Annotated in this window: 14 protein-coding genes; 6 read left to right on the plus strand and 8 right to left on the minus strand. The window is 56.4% G+C overall.

Features of this window, described 5'->3' with window-relative positions; genetic code table 11:
* Position 1 precedes the first annotated feature (1 nt).
* Positions 2-973, minus strand: coding sequence for an ABC transporter permease (locus HQN82_RS18020; protein ID WP_173615454.1), 972 nt, complete (start codon positions 971-973; stop codon positions 2-4).
* A gap of 164 nt (positions 974-1,137) precedes the next feature.
* Entirely contained in the window at positions 1,138-2,547 is a 1,410-nt protein-coding gene (locus HQN82_RS18025; RefSeq protein WP_234904914.1) for an ABC transporter substrate-binding protein, read from the minus strand.
* 55 nt (positions 2,548-2,602) lie between these two features.
* Between HQN82_RS18025 and HQN82_RS18030 the strand changes: the two genes are divergently transcribed.
* The 5 genes from HQN82_RS18030 to HQN82_RS18050 all read left to right on the plus strand — a co-directional run bounded on the left by HQN82_RS18030 (position 2,603) and on the right by HQN82_RS18050 (position 8,694).
* Positions 2,603-2,932, plus strand: a complete 330-nt coding sequence (locus HQN82_RS18030; protein ID WP_173615024.1) for a hypothetical protein — start codon at positions 2,603-2,605, stop codon at positions 2,930-2,932.
* Positions 2,933-3,204: 272 nt separating this feature from the next.
* Positions 3,205-4,584 (plus strand): enoyl ACP reductase FabMG family protein, encoded by a 1,380-nt coding sequence (locus HQN82_RS18035; RefSeq protein ID WP_173616002.1) that lies wholly within the window; start codon positions 3,205-3,207, stop codon positions 4,582-4,584.
* A 227-nt stretch (positions 4,585-4,811) separates the two neighbouring features.
* On the plus strand, positions 4,812-5,921 hold the full coding sequence (locus HQN82_RS18040; protein WP_173615456.1) for a PAS domain-containing protein: 1,110 nt from the start codon (positions 4,812-4,814) through the stop codon (positions 5,919-5,921).
* Between the two features lie 11 nt (positions 5,922-5,932).
* Complete coding sequence (locus tag HQN82_RS18045; RefSeq protein ID WP_173615457.1) at positions 5,933-6,358, plus strand: response regulator; 426 nt, start codon at positions 5,933-5,935, stop codon at positions 6,356-6,358.
* A gap of 26 nt (positions 6,359-6,384) precedes the next feature.
* A complete protein-coding gene (locus HQN82_RS18050; RefSeq protein ID WP_173615458.1) occupies positions 6,385-8,694 on the plus strand; it encodes a GAF domain-containing protein in 2,310 nt (769 codons plus the stop codon).
* A gap of 251 nt (positions 8,695-8,945) precedes the next feature.
* Here HQN82_RS18050 and HQN82_RS18055 read toward each other — a convergent pair whose 3' ends face one another.
* Together HQN82_RS18055 and HQN82_RS18060 are read right to left on the minus strand one after the other, a co-directional pair.
* The gene (locus HQN82_RS18055; protein ID WP_223215998.1) at positions 8,946-10,082 is read right to left on the minus strand and encodes an ATP-binding protein; all 1,137 of its coding nucleotides are present in this window, start codon (positions 10,080-10,082) and stop codon (positions 8,946-8,948) included.
* Positions 10,083-10,099: 17 nt separating this feature from the next.
* Positions 10,100-10,798, minus strand: coding sequence for a response regulator (locus HQN82_RS18060; RefSeq protein WP_173615460.1), 699 nt, complete (start codon positions 10,796-10,798; stop codon positions 10,100-10,102).
* A gap of 290 nt (positions 10,799-11,088) precedes the next feature.
* On the opposite strand from HQN82_RS18060, the gene HQN82_RS18065 reads away from it, so the two are divergent.
* Positions 11,089-11,859, plus strand: coding sequence for a phosphatase PAP2 family protein (locus HQN82_RS18065; RefSeq protein WP_173615461.1), 771 nt, complete (start codon positions 11,089-11,091; stop codon positions 11,857-11,859).
* Positions 11,860-12,303: 444 nt separating this feature from the next.
* Here the strand turns inward: HQN82_RS18065 and HQN82_RS18070 are convergent, their stop codons facing one another.
* From HQN82_RS18070 to HQN82_RS18085, 4 genes are read right to left on the minus strand one after another with little or no spacing between them, the layout of a single operon-like run.
* Positions 12,304-13,914, minus strand: coding sequence for an ABC transporter ATP-binding protein (locus tag HQN82_RS18070; protein ID WP_173615462.1), 1,611 nt, complete (start codon positions 13,912-13,914; stop codon positions 12,304-12,306).
* A 1-nt stretch (position 13,915) separates the two neighbouring features.
* Positions 13,916-15,046 carry an ABC transporter permease gene (locus HQN82_RS18075; RefSeq protein ID WP_173615463.1) on the minus strand — a complete coding sequence of 377 codons (1,131 nt, stop codon included), beginning with the start codon at positions 15,044-15,046 and terminating at the stop codon, positions 13,916-13,918.
* On the minus strand, positions 15,039-15,962 hold the full coding sequence (gene oppB, locus HQN82_RS18080) for an oligopeptide ABC transporter permease OppB (RefSeq protein WP_173615464.1): 924 nt from the start codon (positions 15,960-15,962) through the stop codon (positions 15,039-15,041). Before oppB ends, HQN82_RS18075 begins: the two co-directional genes overlap by 8 nt.
* Before the next feature lie 53 nt (positions 15,963-16,015).
* Positions 16,016-17,611 carry a peptide ABC transporter substrate-binding protein gene (locus tag HQN82_RS18085; RefSeq protein WP_173615465.1) on the minus strand — a complete coding sequence of 532 codons (1,596 nt, stop codon included), beginning with the start codon at positions 17,609-17,611 and terminating at the stop codon, positions 16,016-16,018.
* Positions 17,612-18,337 lie beyond the last annotated feature (726 nt).

The following is an 18,337-nucleotide window of genomic DNA, read 5'->3' on the forward strand; positions in this document are numbered from 1 at the left end:
GTCACTCTCCCTGAAGTCGGATACGTGGATCGAGCAGCCTGTAGGTGACATCGACGATGAGATTGATGATGACGAACATGATGACCACAAGCATGAGATAGGCCACGATCACGGGGCGATCGAGCGCGGCGATGCTGTCGATGATGATCTTTCCGACGCCGGGCCAGGCAAAAATCGTTTCGGTGACAACAGAAAAGGCGATTGTCTGGCCGATATCGAGCCCGACGACGGTCACGACCGGTATCATGACATTCTTGAGGACGTGGATGCCGAGTATGCGCCGTGGCGAAAGGCCCTTGGCTTTGGCAAACCGCACATATTCGCTGGACATGGCCTCGCGGACACCGGCTTCCGTCAGGCGCGTCACCATGGAAATGTTAAACAGCGAAAGGCTGATTGCCGGCAGTACCATGTGCCTGAGGCCATCCAGCGTGACGAAGGACCATGGAATACCAAACAGGGTTTCGGTTGCACCACGCCCGGAACTCGGCAGCCAGCCCAGCTGCACGCTGAATATCATGATCAGCAGAATGGCTATCCAGAAGATCGGCAGACTGAAACCGAAGATCGAACCGACCATGATCATGCGGGAAAATGGACTCTCGGGCTTCCAACCCGCCATGAGGCCGAGGGGCACGCCGAAGACGAGCGACAGCAGGACGGCCGCAAAGGCAAGCTCCAACGTGGCTGGCAGGCGAGACAGGATCAGCTCAACAGCCGGCTCCTTGTAGACATAGCTGATGCCGAGATTTCCCTGGAGGACGCCTTTCAGAAACAGAAAGAATTGCTCATAAAGCGGGCGATCAAGGCCAAGATCGGCGATCAGCCGCAGGCGGTCTTCATGGGTGGCTTCCGCTGGAAGCAGAGTTTCGATCGGGCTGCCTATCAGGTGAAGGCCAACAAATACGATCACGGCCATTGCCAGAGCGACCAGTATCGCTTGCAACAGGCGCTGGATAATCCATAGGGTCATGATACCCTCAAAACATGATGATGTGGCGCAGGGCCCGCCGCTTTCGACATGCGGGCGCTGTCAGATATACCGCATTTCAGGCTTTGCCTTCTTGCAAAAGCCGCTCATCTGCGCGCAGGAGGTGACGGTGACGGATCGAAACAATTCCGATCCGTCAGGCAGACTTATTCGGATATATCCTTCACGAGCGTACGCTCATCGATCCGCGGCGCATAGGACAGGCCTTTGCGCGTAACCCAAGCATTGCTCTGCTGGTAAAGCGGTATGATGGCGCCGTCATTCACCGCGACCTTGACCGCCTCCACAAGGGCCGTCTCGCGAGACTTGTCGTCGTAGATCGTCATCGCCTTCGCAACGAGATCATCGAGTGCCGGATTGGAGTATCCGCTGTCATTTGAAGCGCCCAGTCCACGCTTCGGATCAACCGTTCCAAGGACGTTCACCAACATGGAGCTTGCATCATAGGTGGCGTTACCGAGCCCCAGCAGCTTCATGGAGAATTCCGATTTGCGCGAGGAGAACGTGGTCCATGGAAGTGCTTCTACATTCGTCTTCACGCCAATGCGGGTCCACATCTGCGCAACAGCCTGAACGACTGCTGGCGCATTGGGATAGCGGTCGTTCGGCACATGAACCGTCAGCTGGAAACCATTCGGGAAGCCGGCATCGGCCAGCATCTTCTTGGCGCTTGCCGCGTCCGGCTTCGGTGGTTGAATGTCGTCGGTGTAGGAGAAGGCACCTTTGGGCAACCACTGGCCGGATGCCGTGGCTGTACCTTCCATGATCTTATCGACGATACCCTCACGGTTTATCGCCACGGACAAAGCGTTGCGGACGCGTGCATCGGCAAGCGGATTTGTCTCCAGCGCTTCGCCATTCGGCCCCTTCACATTGGCTTTCCAGGTCTCGCCCGAGGTCGTCGGCGCCAGATAGATCACACGCAGACCGGGCGTGGAGACGAAGGAAAGATCTGCTGTCGACTTGAATCGCGCGATATCGGTTGCGGCGGGGGCGTCGATAATGTCAACATCACCCGCCAGAATGGCCGTGGTGCGCGCGCTGGCGCTGGAGATCATGCGGTAGGTCGCGTGGTCCCAGGCCACTTTCTTGCCCCACCAGTCTGGATTGCGCTCCAGCCCAACTTCGATGCCCTGCTTGAAAGTGGAAAAGCGAAAGGCGCCGGTGCCGATTGCCGCTTTTCCGGAATTGTAGTCTGCGGTGTCCGCGCCCTCCCCGACGTGCCGGGAAATGATCGCGATGTTGGCGAGATCACCCGGGAGGGTAGGCGCCGGCGCCTTCGTGTTGATGATGACCGAAAGATTTCCATCGGCTTCGACACTTGCGACATTTCTGATGAAACCGCCGAACCCACCGGGGCTGTTGGGAACATTTCCAGCGCGGCCGAGTGTGAAAACAACGTCATCGGCAGTGAAAGGTTTCCCGTCATGCCATTTTACGCCCTCACGAAGAGTAAAACGCCATTTGGTTTCGGAAACGGCCTCCCATTTCGTTGCAAGGCCCTCGACAAGCTGCCCTTCGGCTGTCCGCTCGGTCAGCCTGTCGAATATCTGCATGGCTATACTGTTGTTTGGAGAGGCATTATAAAAATGCGGATCAACCGATGTCACGGTGCCGCTCAATCCTACCTTAATATCCTTCGCAACAGCTGGAAAAACCGCAAAGCTGGCGCAGGCCGCCAAGCAAAGAAAAACCGCACTTTTCCTCATTTCGTTCCCTTTTTTATTGATTTCTTTGAGCGATGAACCGCCCTGGCCAGTTTGGCTCGTAAAGTATTATTCCGGCCTCGTCCTGATTTATCAAATGAATGTTTTTTCCATTCATCATTCGCCAGGCGAATATATGGTCGCGCTAAACTCGGTCCAGGTTATCGAGAGCAACGTGCTTCCGAGTCCTCGTGAAAAGAGCAGAATGGGCGACCGCCGAGAAATGACGCGCTGAAACCGCTTAGCGAAAATCTGTCTGCGTATAGAAAACCGGCAATATGGGTATCGTGCCCAACTCTTCGCCGGCAATGCTGTGGCTAATTCGTACTGAAGCAACCGCGGCGAAAGGCGGATTTAATGCCGAGGTGTTTTCGGATTGCCCGACTCTTCACGTTTTGAAATGAGCAGTCACCGAAAATGAGTTCCCATCGGCCAACTATGCGGTCATGTCTTGCTCAGATCGTATGGGCACCTGCTCGACGAAACGCGAAGCAAAGAGTTGACAGTATGGAAAATCCGGTTGCGTTGAATCGTCTTTCCGAAAACACGGTCTTCCGTAAGGGCGATGTTTTCGTACTCTTCGGCGAATTGTTCGGTCGCGGGTACGCCACCGGCCTGCTAGACGAAGCCAGACGGGCTGGAATGGAGATTGTGGGGATCACCGTCGGACGGCGCGACGAGAATAACGCCCTGCGGCCGCTCGACGCCGAGGAACTGTCTTCTGCGGAGGCCCGGTTGGGCGGTAGGATCATCAACATACCGCTTATGGCGGGTTTCGATCTCGATGCGCCAGCAGGTGGCCCGACTCCAACCGATCTTCTGGCAAAGATGACGCTTGAGAGCTGGGAACACGACAGGCTCGACTGGGACTATCTGGAGCACTGTCGAGACATTGCCACTGCGCGTTTCAAGGCGTCGCTGTCAAAGGTCATGACCGCTCTGGACGGAATGATCCCTAATGGCCGCAATGTTTTCTTCGCCCACACAATGGCCGGCGGCATTCCGAAGGCGAAGACATTCCTGGTCGTCGCCAATCGAATCTACAAGGGAACTGGCCCCCGCCACATGTCTTCTCAGACGCTGCTCGACAGCGATATGGGAAAGCTCATTCTGCAGAATTTTGACGACGTCTCTGCAAACACCTTTCGCCATCTCATCGACTTCAGCACAGCGATCCGCGAGCGCATCGAAGCCTCGGGCGGACAAGTACGATATACGGCCTATGGTTATCACGGATCGGCAGTCCTGATCGATGGGAGCTATCGTTGGCAAACCTATACCAACTACACCCAGGGATATGCGAAGATGCGGCTCGAAGGCATCGCCGAGGATGCCTGGGCGAAAGGCATTAAGGCGACCGTCTATAACTGCCCTGAAATCCGGACCAATTCGTCCGACGTGTTCACCGGTATCGAGCTGCCCCTGATACCGCTGCTGCTTGCGTTGAAGAAGGAAAACGGGAGCGAATGGGCCGACGAACAATGGCAGGCCTGCGAGCAGCTGCTCTTGGACGGCTTAACCATGAACGATGTTTTCCGGAAGATCACCGACATGCAGGCCAGCGAGGTCATGCGTCCATTCTATGATTTTTCGGCATGGCCCATGGCAAACAGCCAGGCACAGGCCGATTTGACCATCGGCACGTCAAACGAGATCACCCGGATGCATCGGGATGGCAAGACGATGATTAGTGATCTCCTGAGCAGTCTCATTGTGACTGCAACAGGGCAACTGATCTTTGGCGAATCGTCTGAACCCGCGGGTCCCGTCCTTTGGCTCAACCACGATATTGTTGCCCGGCGACTTAACGCTTCCCACCCGCATTCTAAGCCTTCTGCGCCGCTCGTCGCTCACGGAACGGAATCCCCGCATCCTGAGATGGCGTGAAGACTTCTCCAACCTGGCTTGAAAACGAGGTGTCTTGGCCTGGAGCGACAAATCCTGCGAGGGGAAGGCCCCTTCAATTGGTCCTGCGTAGTGAACAGCTTGTCGCAGGCGTCATCAGAAGCGAGGCCGTTGGAGCATACACGAAGGGCCGAAGCTCTTTTTTCCGCGACATTGGAACAAAATCGGAAGTGGCCCATTTCATCGGCGTACAATTCTCAGGGCGCTGAATGATCGACAACCACAACTCCCGGCAGGACGCCAAAGACGCCGGTGAGCGTCTTGTGTCAGCGCATGCATCAGAAGATCCGTTTGCGGCCGCATTCAAGGCCACCCGCATGCCGATGCTGATTACTGACCCACGGCAGCCAGACAATCCCATCATTTTCTGCAACAAGGCGTTCTGCACCCTCACCGGCTACGAGGTTGGCGAGCTAATTGGACGTAACTGCCGACTCCTGCAGGGACCACAGACCGATCCGGACGCCGTCACCAAACTTCGTGACGCCGTTGCATCGCAAAAAGATATTGCCGTCGATATCCTCAACTACAGGAAAGATGGATCCAAATTTTGGAATGCACTTTTCGTAAGCCCGGTGCGCGACGTGTCCGGAGCCGTGATCTACTTTTTCGCCTCGCAGCTCGATTTCACCAATATCAAAAGTAAGGAAGCCGAACTCGCCCGCGCCCGGCACATTGCCGAGGAAGAAGTGGCACTCAGAACGGCCGATCTGACCGAGGCCTTGCGCGCAAAAACCGCTCTCGTCCATGAGGTCGACCACCGCGTGAAAAACAATCTTCTGACGATCGCTTCCATCGTCAAGCTCCAGGCGCGAATGACAGACAACGAGGTCGTCGAGCGGACACTGATGTCCGTGCTGAACCGTGTCGAAGCACTGAGCACCGTACAGCGCAAGCTTTTGAACGATGAGGATGTTGGCCATTTCGACGTGGCGGATTTCGCCAACACCCTGATGCTGGACAAGATCGGCGCCTTGAAACGGACCGATATCCGTCTCACGACAGACCTTCACGAGGTCGTGGTTCCGGCAACCAAGGCGTCTCCTCTGGCGCTGATCATCAATGAACTCATTGGAGACGCGATTGGCCGGGGACTGAAAGAAAGCGGTGGTGAACTGCATCTGGAAGTGAAACGGCTGAACGGTCACTTCCTCATCCGGGTCGTTGACATCGTTGTCCCGGTGGAAGTGGACAGCGAACAAGCCGCCTTCAGCAAGAAGATGCTGGAAGCGTCACTAAAGCAGTTGCGTGCAACGATCGTAAGGACCGTCGATGGTCGCTGTACTGACGTGCGGGTCACGCTCTCTGTAAAAGACTGAAAGGATGTCTCTTGAAGATCTTGATTATTGAAGACGAGGCTTTGCTGGCTATGGAGCTTGAGAGCGAGGTCGAAGAGGCCGGGCATGAGATCGTCGGCGTCGCAGCCGAAAGCAAGCAGGCTCTATCCTTGATCGAAAAGTCCTCACCACAGTTCGCCTTTGTGGATATTCAGTTGCTGGACGGTCCTACGGGTATCGACGTCGGCCGTCATCTCGCATCCCGTTCAATTCCCTATGTCTTCGTTTCCGGAAATCTGAAGCGGATTCCTGAGGATTTTGCGGGCGCCCTTGGTGCGATCGAAAAACCTTACACCATGAATGGACTGCAAAATGCGCTGGAATTCATCGACACCATTGTGAACGGTGAGCACCAGTCCGTCACCGCGCCTCCAAGCCTCGTTTTGTCACCCCGCTTGCTCGCCGCTCTGTCGGCGTGAAACGCATCCGTGATTAGGGATTGACCTTGAACTCACCATCTGAACGCATTGAAGCCGTTCGCAATTCTGGTTTGCTTGATGTTCAGGGCCAATCCGAATTCCAGGATATTATCGAGGTTGTCAAAGCCGGGCTGAAGTCTCCGGTGGCACTGATTTCCATTCTTGATGAGCACAGGCAGGTCTTCATTGCCCATCTCGGCCTTCCGGAAAAATGGGCCGAGGCGGCAGAAACGCCGCTGACGCATTCCTTCTGCCAGCACGTGGTTCGCGACAAGATGCCCCTCATCATCGGGGATGCGACGCTCCACGACCTCGTCAGGGACAATCTGGCCATCGCCGATCTCGGCGTGATTTCATATATGGGTGTTCCCGTCACCATGCCGGATGGCCTGGTCATCGGTGCACTCGCGGCAATCGACGGAGAGCCGCGAAACTGGACCGAAAGCGAGCTGGAGTTGCTGAGCCGGATCGGGCGCGTCGTCTCCAATCAGATTGCGACCTTCCTCTCCGAGCGTCGATGGGGAACACTCTTTCAACAGCTGGAAGAAGGCATCGTCGTCGGCTCAGTGATCCGCGATCTTGAAGGATCGATCATCGACTGGCGGTTTGATACAATCAACCCGGCCTGGAGTGTTCTCCTTGGCTTGCCCGGAGATGGTGTCCCGGGCCGAACAATGCGGGATGTCTTCCCCGACTTCGAGGAAGAATGGATTTCCGATGTCGCCGAAGCGATGGAGACCAGGCAAAGCAAGCGTTTCACTCGCAAGATTCGTTCCCTGGATCGCTGGTTCGACGGCTATGTCCAGGCGACTGGCAACGATAAATTCGTCATCATCTTCGTTGACGTCACCGATCGGATGCGGGCGGTGGAGGCGCTACGCAACAGCGAGACGAAGCTGCGACTGATCGTCGAAGGTGCCAAGGATTACATCATCCTGACGCTTGATGAAAACCAACGCATCACCAGCTGGTTCGGCGGCGCGGAGGAGACTTTCGGCTGGTCGGAAGCGCAGATGCTCGGCAGACCGTTCGAAGAAATTTTTACAGAGGAAGATCGGGCGGCAAATATCCCGCAGTTTGAGATCGAAACGGCGGGCCGCGACGGTGTTGCACTTGATCGCCGATGGCATCTTGCCGCCGATGGTACGCGGGTGTTTCTTGACGGCACCATACGCCCGATGCCCAACCACTCCTCATCCCATCTTTCCGGCTTCATCAAGGTTGCGAGAAACGCGACAGCCCAAAAGCTATCGGAAGACCGGCAGCTCGCTTTCCTGGAGCTGGGGGAAAAGATCCGCGAACTCGACTCGGTCGCCGCGGTCGCTTTCGCAGCAGCGGAAATTATGGCTCGAAACCTGCAAGGGGCAACGCGGGCCGGTTATGGCATCGTCGATCCGATCGCCGAGACCGTGGAAATGCTGCCTGACTGGCGCGCGCCCGGGATGTTCACCGTTACCGGCCGGCATCAATTTCGCGATTACGGTTCCTATATTGAAGACCTGAAGCGTGGCGAACTGGTTATCATAGCAGACGTTGCGGTCGATCCAAGAACCTCGGCGTCAGCGGAGCTTTTGAACTCGCTGGGCATCTCCGTCCTCGTCAACGTCCCTATCCTTGAGCGGGGCGCTTTTGTCGGCGTCATGTTCGTGCATTACGAAAAGCCGCACGAATTTTCTTCAGAGGAACGGGATTTCGTACGGACGATTGCCGATCGTACCCGCGAAGCGATATCGAGGATCCGTGCGGAACAGGAACAGCAGGTTCTCAATCATGAGATAAGCCATCGGCTCAAGAACACGATGGCGATGGTTCAGGCAATTGCGACCCAGACCCTTCGGCCCGTCACCGACAGAGCGCCCGTCGAAGCGTTTGTCAGCAGGCTGCATGCACTTTCAAAAGCGCATGAAGTGCTGCTCACTCACGACTGGTCATCGGCGCGCATGGTTATCGTGATCGATTCCGTGCTTCGACAACTCTCCCTTCCGGATCGTTACCGTCTGTCAGGTTCGGACCTTGAAATCGGGCCGCGGACTGCGCTCAGCCTTGGCCTTCTCATGCACGAACTTGGCACCAACGCCCTGAAATATGGCGCGTGGTCGAGCGACGCTGGAAGGGTTATCGTGACCTGGAGGGTTGAGTCCGTCGGTGGGGATAGCACGCTTGTTATCGAGTGGAACGAACAGGATGGCCCGCCGGTTGAGCTTCCCTCGGGAAAAGGGTTCGGATCAAAGCTCATCCGCATGGGCCTCCTGGGAACCGGGGGCGTCGAGATCAATTACGATCGTGACGGACTGCGTGTGACCATGCAGGCGCTGGTTTCACAGCTTGAGCAGTGACACCCAGCGCGAAGCCACAATAACGGACAGTCATGATCGGCGAATCCGTTCTCGACCGACCGTTCATGGCTCCCGACCGCAACCGTCAGCATGAACGCTTCTGACCTTGCCCCCAAGTTTTATCCAGTTTCGAGTTCGTCGGTGAGCGCATTCACGGCGGCCTTGCTGGCGCGATAACTCTGATGACCGGCAGCGCCTTCAGTATCACCGAGGACGTAGACGTGATGCGTGTCCCGCGTCTTTTAACGTATTTAACGTATGTGGATTGTAACCACCGAGCCGCCATTGACCCTGTTCTTAAACTCGAGATATCCGCCATGCGCTGCTGCTATCGCTTGAACCACGGAGAGTCCAAGGCCAGTTCCACCCGTTTCTCTCGAACGTGATACATCGCCGCGCCAGAATAGATCGATCGATGCAGAATCCATCTCCTCCGGAAACCCCGGGCCGCGATCGATAACATGGATGAGCGCTTGGTTGTCTTGCAGTTGTTGTGTTTCGAACCGCAGCCACTTGCCGTCGTCGGCATATCTGACAGCGTTGTCCAGGAGCGCAAGGACGGCTTGCCTGATCCGCTGGGCATCAGCAGAGACCCATGCCGGGGCCAAACTTGTTTCGGTCTCGAATTTTCGCTCATCGAGAATGGGTAGTGTGGACGCGATGACAGAGGCGACAATATCCGCCAGATTGGTCTTTTCGCGATGCGTCACGAGCTTGTGGCCGGCGGCCAAAGACAGCGTGCGCAAATCTTCTACGATTTTCGCCAATCCTTCCACCTGGACCAAGAGATCTACAACGCTCTCACGCCTCAGGGGAAACACGCCATCGATCATCGCCTGCAAACCGCCCTGAAGGATCGTCAGTGGGGTGCGCAATTCGTGGGCAACAGCCATGTTGTTAAAACGTAGCCTTGTTTCCATGTGATCAAGACTGCGCGCGAGCTGGTTGAACGTTTCGACAAGGCTGGAGACCTCATGCGCGCTTCCGACAGACGCTTCAACCCTGACCGAAAAATCCCCGCCTCTTAATGCCTCCGCGGCGCTCGTAAGCTCAGCGATTGGACGCGCGATGCGCCGGGCAAAATAGACACCGATCAGCGAGCAGATGGAAGCCGAAATCAAGCCGCAGACCAGCGCAGACAGCTCGATTTTAAGATTTGCCTTGGCGTCCTCTTCTTCCATCCCGTCAAAGAGAGCTCTGAGAGACGCGCCGTCCGGAATGCCTCCCTGCTGGATGGTTTTCAGAGCTTCGGCGGCGTCGGGCGGAAGGCTCCTGTTGATGCCATCGTCAAGGAATGCTGAGTACCAGGTGACACCAACATAGGACATCCCGACACTGAGAATCAGCATCGTTGCGATAACGATAGCGGTGAGTGTCGCAAGCGACATGAAAAGTGGGGGGCGTCTCAACATAGTCCAAGCTCCGCAAATCGGTAGCCGACGCCCCTGACTGCGGGGAAGAACCCGGTTTGTCCATGTTCTTCCAGCTTTCTCCTCAGATTGGAGACATGGGTATCCACTGTCCTCACCAACGCGTCGCTCTCCGGCAGGCATGCGTCAAGGATGTCAGCGCGCGCAAAAACCTGGTTCGGATGGCGGATCATATGTGCGAGGATGCGAAATTCACTGAGAGTAAGAGGCAGAACCTCACGCGTCTTGTCTTTCGCAACGACGACAGAATAGCTGCTGAAATCCACCTCAATCGCGCCGAACCTGATTAATTTGTTGGGCTGCGCGCCGGACGCGCGTCGTAGCACCGCTTTTACCCGTGCGACAACTTCCTGCGGATTAAACGGCTTCACCACATAATCATCTGCCCCGAGATGAAGGCCGCTCAATCGATCGAGATCGTCAGCCAAAGCCGTCACCATGATGACCGGTGTCGAACTTGTGCTCCGGAGCCGAGCCAGAACTGACAGTCCATCAAGCTTGGGAATGCGGATATCGAGAAGCACGATGTCCGGTTTCAGATAGGCATGCTGTTGCAGCGCCGTCTCGCCATCTGACGCTTGGACAGTGCGGAAGCCCTCGCGCGACAGATATGCCTCCAGCAATCTGGAAATGGCAGGCTCGTCTTCGACGATCAGGACAAGATAATTTTCCAATTCCAACCCTAGGCATTTGTTGTTCATTAGGTCTGGCCTGAGGTAGTTATGTGGAATGAGAGTTGACCGCGCAATACCAAAGCGCTTGCCTCACATCGATCCTGCGGTCTGCGGACAACTCGTTGACGCGATCTCCACCATTTCTTGACAATCCGGTTCCAAGTCCGCTGCGTTCACGGCAATCCCGCGCCAGTTGGCATGCAGGAGAGCCCCAGGCCAACCACAGTCAGCATATGATCTGCGGACAACCACCCCGTCGCATCAGATGCTGCATCCGCGGATCGATCAGCATGCAAAAACACGTCTCCCATTCCGTCTTTCCGGCATCTTTTGGAAGGCACCTCAAAGATGATCCTTCTCCGATTGCCAATTCCTTGAGCGTGACGGGCTGGTTGATCGTCGGGACGAGCTTCATATTTACAGTCTTTCCGACGATCGACCTGAGAGTGTCCGGCTGGTTTGCCAAAGACGGGATTTTCCTTCTTGTCGACAATCCTTTTTTCAGGGGTTTGAGAGACTACAGCCGGCTGAGCGCAGCCGTAGCGGTCTGGTCGATGTTACTGTTGACGGCACTGTGTATCGCTTTTCCGAGGCGTCCGTGGCTTTGCGCACCCCATAAACCGCTATTCGTCCTTATGAGTTTCTTGGCGGGTCCAGTTGTGATCGTTGAGGTGCTGAAATTCGCGCTGGGACGGGCGCGGCCTCGCCATCTCCTAGAGTTTGGTGGCACTGCTGACTTCACACCTGTGTGGGAGTTCGCAGCTGCATGTTCGCGAAATTGCTCCTTCCCGTCAGGTGAAGCGGCGGGAGCCGCGGCCTCACTCTCACTGCTGATTTTTGTCTCTAAAGGGTATCAGCTATTGGCCGCGTCAATTGTGACGCCCGTTCTTGTCGTTGTCGCGATGAACAGAGTCGCTTTCGGTGCTCATTTTCTATCGGATGTAGTTCTGGCCTGGCTGATAACCCTATTTATAATGTTGTTGATCTGGCGGTGGATGCAGGATCGATCACAGCTTATCGATGACCATATAAGCGGCCTCCTGCGACAACGCAGAGGGTGATCGGCGCCTCGAACCGGTTTTGAAATCGCACTTACATTTCGTCTACAGATTGACCCGTAAGCAACGGATCGGAGACGCATTAATCCGATTTAAAAACTCAACCAGGAGAGGCTTCACAATGAGGACGATAACTATTGAAAAATATGAGGAAGGAAAGTGCGTGGAGAAGATAAGACTCCCTGCCGCGCCACTTTGCCTCTTCGCGAAGCTCCTTCCTCGCAAAGCCAAGCGTGAGCTAATCGAGCTTGGCCTCGATATGGATACAATTTTAGCCGCGAGTACGACCTCGTATTCCGAGTGCTGGGTTGACGTGGAGGAAAATAAAGGGCTGAGACGCGTTCGGATTGTTCGCCACGTCTGATCTCGCCCCTCATTTCGCGACCATTGAGCAGACCCTCGCCCACCACACTGCACCCATAATCGAGCTATGGTCAAATTTTTGGTCTATGGCACCGCCGCCGCCGAAAAAGCGGATTTGATGAGTGTTTTGGTGTACTCAGCCGAAGGCCGGTTGAAGATCGCGTTTGTCTCTCCCTCCTCGACTATCTTTCCGTTTCTCATGACTATGACGTAATCTGAAATGGCCTTGATGACGGACAGGTCGTGGCTGATGAAGATGTAGGAAAGGCCGTGGGCCTTCTGTAGATCACGCAGGAGGTCGATGACCTGACCCTGAACGGACCGGTCCAACGCCGACGTGGGTTCGTCAAGAATCATGACCTCGGGTTTGAGAATGATGGCGCGGGCAATGGCAATGCGTTGGCGTTGTCCCCCGGAAAATTCGTGGGGGTAGCGGTTGCGGGCGGCGGGATCGAGGCCCACTTCTTTCAGTGCCTCGATTGCACGCCTGTCCCGTTCCGCACGGTTGAGGCCCTGGTCGTGCACGAAGAGACCCTCGGTGATGATCTCGCCTATCGTCTGTCGCGGCGAAAGCGAACCATAAGGGTCTTGGAACACCAGCTGGAGATGCCGCCGTAGCGGCCGCATGGCCTTTCGATCCAGCCCGGTGATTTCCTGTTTTCCGAAGAAAATCCGGCCATCCGCCTGGATCAGGCGCAGGAGCGCGCGACCGAGCGTGGATTTGCCTGACCCGGATTCGCCGACAATGCCAATCGTCTGCCCCTGGTGAAGATTAACGTTCACGCCATCAACGGCCCGGAACTTGCTCGACTTGGACAGGAAGCCGCCCGGAATTGTGTAGTCGATCGTCACGTTCTGGCCGGAAAGCACGATCGGAGCCTCTTGGCTGACTGCGGGCTTGTTCCCACGGGGTTCGGCATCGAGAAGCATCCGGGTATAATCCGCCTTCGGGCGCTCGAAGATATCCTCGGTTGTCCCAGCCTCCACGATTTCCCCCCGGCGCATGACCGCGACGCGGTCTGCGAAGTGCCGGACGACACCGAGATCATGCGTGATCAGCACGATGGCCATTCCGAAACGCTGCTGCAGCGACTTCAAAAGATCAAGGATCTGGGCCTGGATCGTGACGTCGAGGGCGGTGGTCGGCTCATCCGCAATCAGGATGTCCGGCTCGTTCGCGAGCGCCATGGCGATCATGACGCGCTGGCGCTGACCACCGGAGAGTTCGTGCGGATAGCTGTCTATGCGTCGCTCTGGTTCCGGAATTCCGACAAGCTTCATCAAGTCGAGAACGCGCGCGCGCGCCTCTTTATTACTGCCGCCCCGATGATGAATAATCGGCTCGGCAATCTGCGCCCCGATCCGGTAGAGGGGATCGAGCGAAGTCATCGGCTCCTGAAAGATCATGGTGATTTTCGCGCCGCGGATCTTGTTCAGTTCGCCGACAGGCAGTTCGAGCAGCTCACGCCCGCGATATTTCGCAGAGCCGCTGATCTCGCCATTGGAGGCAAGCAATCCCATGATGCCCATCATGGTCTGGCTTTTGCCCGAGCCCGACTCCCCGACGACGGCGAGCGTTTCTCCCTGTTTGACGTCAAGGTCGATGCCCTTGACGGCATGGACAGTGCCATCCGGCGTGGTGAAATCCACCTTGAGGTCGCGAACAGTGAGGATAGTTTCTGTTGTCGTCTTCATGTCAACGATCCTTGGGATCGAGTGCGTCACGCAACCCATCGCCGACGAAATTCAGCGAAAACAGGGTCAGTACGAAGAAAATCGCCGGGAATATCAGAAGCCAGGGGGCTGACTGGATATTGTTGGCCCCTTCGGAAATCAGCGCGCCCCAGCTTGTCAGCGGCGCCTGAACGCCGAGACCGAGGAAGGACAGGAAGCTCTCCAGAAGAATGACTTTGGGCACGACGACCGTCACGAACACGACCACGGGTCCGATTGTATTGGGGATGATATGACGGCGGATGATCTGCCAGTCGCTTAGTCCCAGAGCCTGCGCCGCACTGACAAATTCCCGTCGTTTCAAGGCGAGTGTCTGGCCACGCACGATGCGCGCCATGTCCAGCCATTCCACCGCGCCGATGACGAGGAAGATCAGGATGAAGCTGCGGCCAAAAAAGACGACCAGAACCACAACCAGAAAAACGAAGGGCAGTGAATAGAGGATTTCGACGAAGCGCATCATCACATTGTCCACGCGTCCACCGATGTAGCCTGCGGTCGCGCCATAGACCACGCCGATCCCCAGCGAAACGAGGCTCGCCAGCACACCGACCGCAATCGAAATCTGTCCACCCAGCATGACGCGTGCCAGCATGTCCCGGCCGTTCGAATCAGTGCCGAAGAAGAAGTATTCGCGGTTGACATCGCCTTCCAGCTTCAGCGTGCGTCCGTCGTCTTCGGTCGCAGTCACCTTGGTGTTTTTGAATTCATTGGCACGGTCGAAGTAGCGTGTTGCGCGCGGATCGATTGCGCTGCTGGAAGTGATGGTCGCCGTGAAAGTCTGGCCTTCAACGGCAAATTCCTTCAGCTCGACGCGGGCCCGGCTCGCAACACCCTCCATCACGTCCTGAAGGTTATTCACATCCGGGCGTGGCTCGAGACTGGGTGCCACCGAGACATAAGAAGAAAACACCTGATCATAGGTATGCGTCAGGAAATGAGGCCCGACAAATGAGAACAGAGTGATGAGGAGCAACATGACGGAGCCCGCCATGGCAGCCTTGTTGCGTCTGAAGCGCAGGGCTGCCAGCTGGAACAGGCTGCGGCTTTTGATTTGTTGCGAATGAGCATTTGTGCCGGGGATATCAGTCATGTCTGACCCTCGGATCAAGAAGGCCGTAGAGGATATCGACGACAAGATTGAACAGGATGACGAAAATGGCGACGAGAACAACAGTTCCCATCACCAGCGTATAGTCACGATTGATGGCGCCGAGAACGAAGTAGCGGCCGACACCGGGGATGGTGAAGATCGTCTCGATGACTGCCGAGCCAGTCAAAAGCGCGGCGGCGCATGGAGCGAGATATGAAACAACCGGCAGCATTGCCGCGCGCATCGCGTGGAAAACCACCACGCTACGTGCGGGAAGGCCATAAGCCTTGGCCGTGCGGATGTGGTCCATTCGCAGTGCCTCGATCATGGCGCCGCGCGTCAGCCGGGCAATGACCGCGAGCTGCGGCAGGGCAAGTGCGATCATCGGAAGAATGAGGTAGCGTAGCGACCCGTCACCCCAGCTCCCTGCCGGAAGAAGCCCGAGCAGCACGGCAAATACAAGCGTGAGAACAGGGGCCACGACGAAGTTCGGGACGGTGACGCCTACTGTCGAGATGGACATGATCGAGAAATCGAAGGCGCTATTTTGCCTGAGCGCCGCGAGCGTGCCGGCAAGCACACCGCCCACCAGCGCCAGCAACAGGGCATAAGAACCCAATTCGAGCGAGTAGGGCAGGCCCTTGCCGATCAGCTGCGCGACAGTGTTGTCCTTGTAGATGTAGCTCGGGCCAAAATCGCCGGTGACGGCATTGCCGAGGTAAATGAGATACTGGCGCCATAATGGCTCATCCAGGTGATAGGTTCTCATCAGGTTTTCCATGGTCTGCGGGGGGAGTGGACGTTCGAGATTGAACGGACCACCGGGCGCAAAACGCATCAGGAAAAAGGAAATCGTGACGACGATAAACAACGTCGGCACGGCGCTAGCCAAACGGCGCAGAATAAACGAGATCATGTTTTTCGGGCTCCGGCATGGCACGGTGGTGTTTGCCACCGTGCCAGTGCTGCTTATTCGGAAACGCTCAGGAAGCGGCTGAGATGTTCGTTAGCAGCATTGTCCACCCAGCCCTTGACGCGGTTGGAAACCAGCCAGAGATCGGCCTGCGTCAGAAGGGGTGCCACCGGCTGTTCCTTCATGAGGATGGTTTCGGCTTCATGCAGCAGCTTGGAGCGTGCGGCCGGATCCTTTTCCTCATAGGACTTCTTCATCAAAGCGTCGTATTCGGCATTGTTGAACTTCGAGTAGTTGAAGGTCTTGTTGGACGAGATGGAGAGCGCAAGGAAGTTCTCCGCATCCGCATAGTCGGCAACCCAGCCCGCACGCGCCACGTTGAACTTGCCGCCTTCCTGGAGGTAGCCGTAATGCGAGGCAACGTCGAGGTTCACGAGTGAAACCTTGGCGCCGAAGGTGTTCTTCCACATGTCGGCGATGGCGGTCGCAACGCGCTCGTGGTTCGGGTTTGTATTGTAGCGGATTTCGATGGACAGCGGTTTGCCGCCTTCACCGTAACCGGCCTCCTTCATGAGCTTAAGGGCTTCGTCCTCGCGGTCGAGCTGCGAAAGGGTCGCGAAGTCGGCCCTGGCGGGTTCGCCGTAGGAGTCCATGCCCGGGGGCACCATCGAATAGGCCGGAACCTGCGAGCCGCTGTAGATTTCCTTGGCGAGGAAGTCGCGATCGACAGCCATGGAGAGCGCCCGGCGCACGCGGACGTCGTCATATGGTGCTTCGCGCGTATCAAAGGTGTAGTAGTAGGTCGCGAGCGTCGGTGAAACGTGCACCTGTTCGCCATAGGATTTGCGCAGACGGTCGATCTGGTCGGCGGAAAAATTGTAAGCGAGGTCCATTTCCTTCGCCTCGAAACGGCGAACGGAGGCGGCTTGATCGTCGACGGGATAGAAGATCACCTTGTCGATCTTGGTATTGGCGGCATCCCAGAAATTGGCGTTCTTGACCACAGTGAGGCTGTCGTTCGGAACGTGAGCTTCGAGCTTGTAGGCGCCGTTCGACACCATCACGCCTGGTTTTACGAAGTCCGCGCCGTTCTTTTCGTAACTCGCCTTGGAGATGGGCAGAGCCGTTTGATGGGCGAGCAGTTCAAGGAAGAACGGCGTCGGCCGCTCAAGCGTGATCTCCAGAGTCTTGTCATCCACCGCCTTAACACCAAGCTGGTCAACAGGCGTTTCGCCCTTGTTGATCTTTTCGGCGTTCTTGATCGGGTAGAGAATATTGGCGTATTTCGCTGCGGTCTTCGGGTCTTCGACGCGCTTATAAGAAAAGACAAAATCTTCCGCTGTCACGGGCGTACCGTCCGACCACTTCGCATCGGCGCGCAGTTTGAACGTGTAAACGGTGCCATCGTCAGACAGCGTCCAGCTTTCGGCCGTGCCCGGAACGATCTTGCCGGTCGCGTCATAGATGGTCAGACCTTCATAGAGATCCTTGACGATGAAGGCCTCGATGTTGATGGAGGTCTGCGCCTGATCGAGCGTCTGAGGTTCGCCGGCATTGCCGCGGTGGAGCACTGTTTCTGCAAGCGCAGAGCTCGTCCCCAAGAGAAGCGCAGCCATCACCATCGCGGCCCGAGACCTAGCATTTATCGACATTTTTTCTTTCCCCGTGATATTTTGAGCCCACGAATATGTCTGAACTGCCGCGAAGTGCAACTACGATAAATTCATGGCGTTTACACACACAAGGAGCTCCAGATCTACAAAAACGCCCGAGCTCTCGGCCAAATTAAGGCTGCGGCCCGCACCGGAAGCCGGTATGGGCGCCGAAGCCACCTCACCAAGAATTGATGTCAGGCTCATTCAGGAACGCTGATGCGGTATATAGTCCGACGGCGATTTCGAGGAAAAGAATAGCGCCATCAAGCAGATTGGGCAGGCGGGGTTGTTTCCTGTCGCGTTTCCGGACGGACCGACAGCCGTATGCTCTAAGCCGCTATTTCTTTGAGTTTCATTGTGATTTGGGTGGCTATACGTGCGTTCAACGAGCGCCGCAATAACCTCAATTGAGGATCAATTTTAGGAACCGATCATCACAGCGACGGTTGGGTAGGCGGATGGTCTTTCCCCCGTCCACTGCTCTTGCGGCCTGTCATGGTTGCACGCCTTGGAACCCTCCGCTGTTGAGGGTTTCTTTTTGCTCACATCACACGCAAATTATGCCTTAAAAAGCAATTCAGACCAGCGGCGACGGCCTGCTGCCGGGCTGCAAACCTGTACCCTTGAAATCTAATCGCTCGACTCCTCCACCAGACGTGTTACACTTTTCGCATTGTCACCAACCGAATTCATAGGCGGTGGCAGCTGAGGGTTACCACGTGC

The sequence above is a fragment of the Agrobacterium pusense genome (genome assembly GCF_013285525.1).
Classification (GTDB): Bacteria; Pseudomonadota; Alphaproteobacteria; order Rhizobiales; family Rhizobiaceae; genus Agrobacterium; species Agrobacterium pusense.

Excerpts from the sequence above, each read along its gene's own strand:
- HQN82_RS18020 (WP_173615454.1), bottom strand. The coding sequence starts at position 973 with ATGACCCTATGGATTATCCAGCGCCTGTTGCAAGCGATACTGGTCGCT.
- HQN82_RS18025 (WP_234904914.1), bottom strand. The coding sequence starts at position 2,547 with ATGCAGATATTCGACAGGCTGACCGAGCGGACAGCCGAAGGGCAGCTT.
- HQN82_RS18035 (WP_173616002.1), top strand. The coding sequence starts at position 3,205 with ATGGAAAATCCGGTTGCGTTGAATCGTCTTTCCGAAAACACGGTCTTC.
- HQN82_RS18040 (WP_173615456.1), top strand. The coding sequence starts at position 4,812 with ATGATCGACAACCACAACTCCCGGCAGGACGCCAAAGACGCCGGTGAG.
- HQN82_RS18055 (WP_223215998.1), bottom strand. The coding sequence starts at position 10,082 with ATGTCGCTTGCGACACTCACCGCTATCGTTATCGCAACGATGCTGATT.
- HQN82_RS18065 (WP_173615461.1), top strand. The coding sequence starts at position 11,089 with ATGCAAAAACACGTCTCCCATTCCGTCTTTCCGGCATCTTTTGGAAGG.
- HQN82_RS18070 (WP_173615462.1), bottom strand. The coding sequence starts at position 13,914 with ATGAAGACGACAACAGAAACTATCCTCACTGTTCGCGACCTCAAGGTG.
- HQN82_RS18075 (WP_173615463.1), bottom strand. The coding sequence starts at position 15,046 with ATGACTGATATCCCCGGCACAAATGCTCATTCGCAACAAATCAAAAGC.
- oppB (WP_173615464.1), bottom strand. The coding sequence starts at position 15,962 with ATGATCTCGTTTATTCTGCGCCGTTTGGCTAGCGCCGTGCCGACGTTG.
- HQN82_RS18085 (WP_173615465.1), bottom strand. The coding sequence starts at position 17,611 with ATGTCGATAAATGCTAGGTCTCGGGCCGCGATGGTGATGGCTGCGCTT.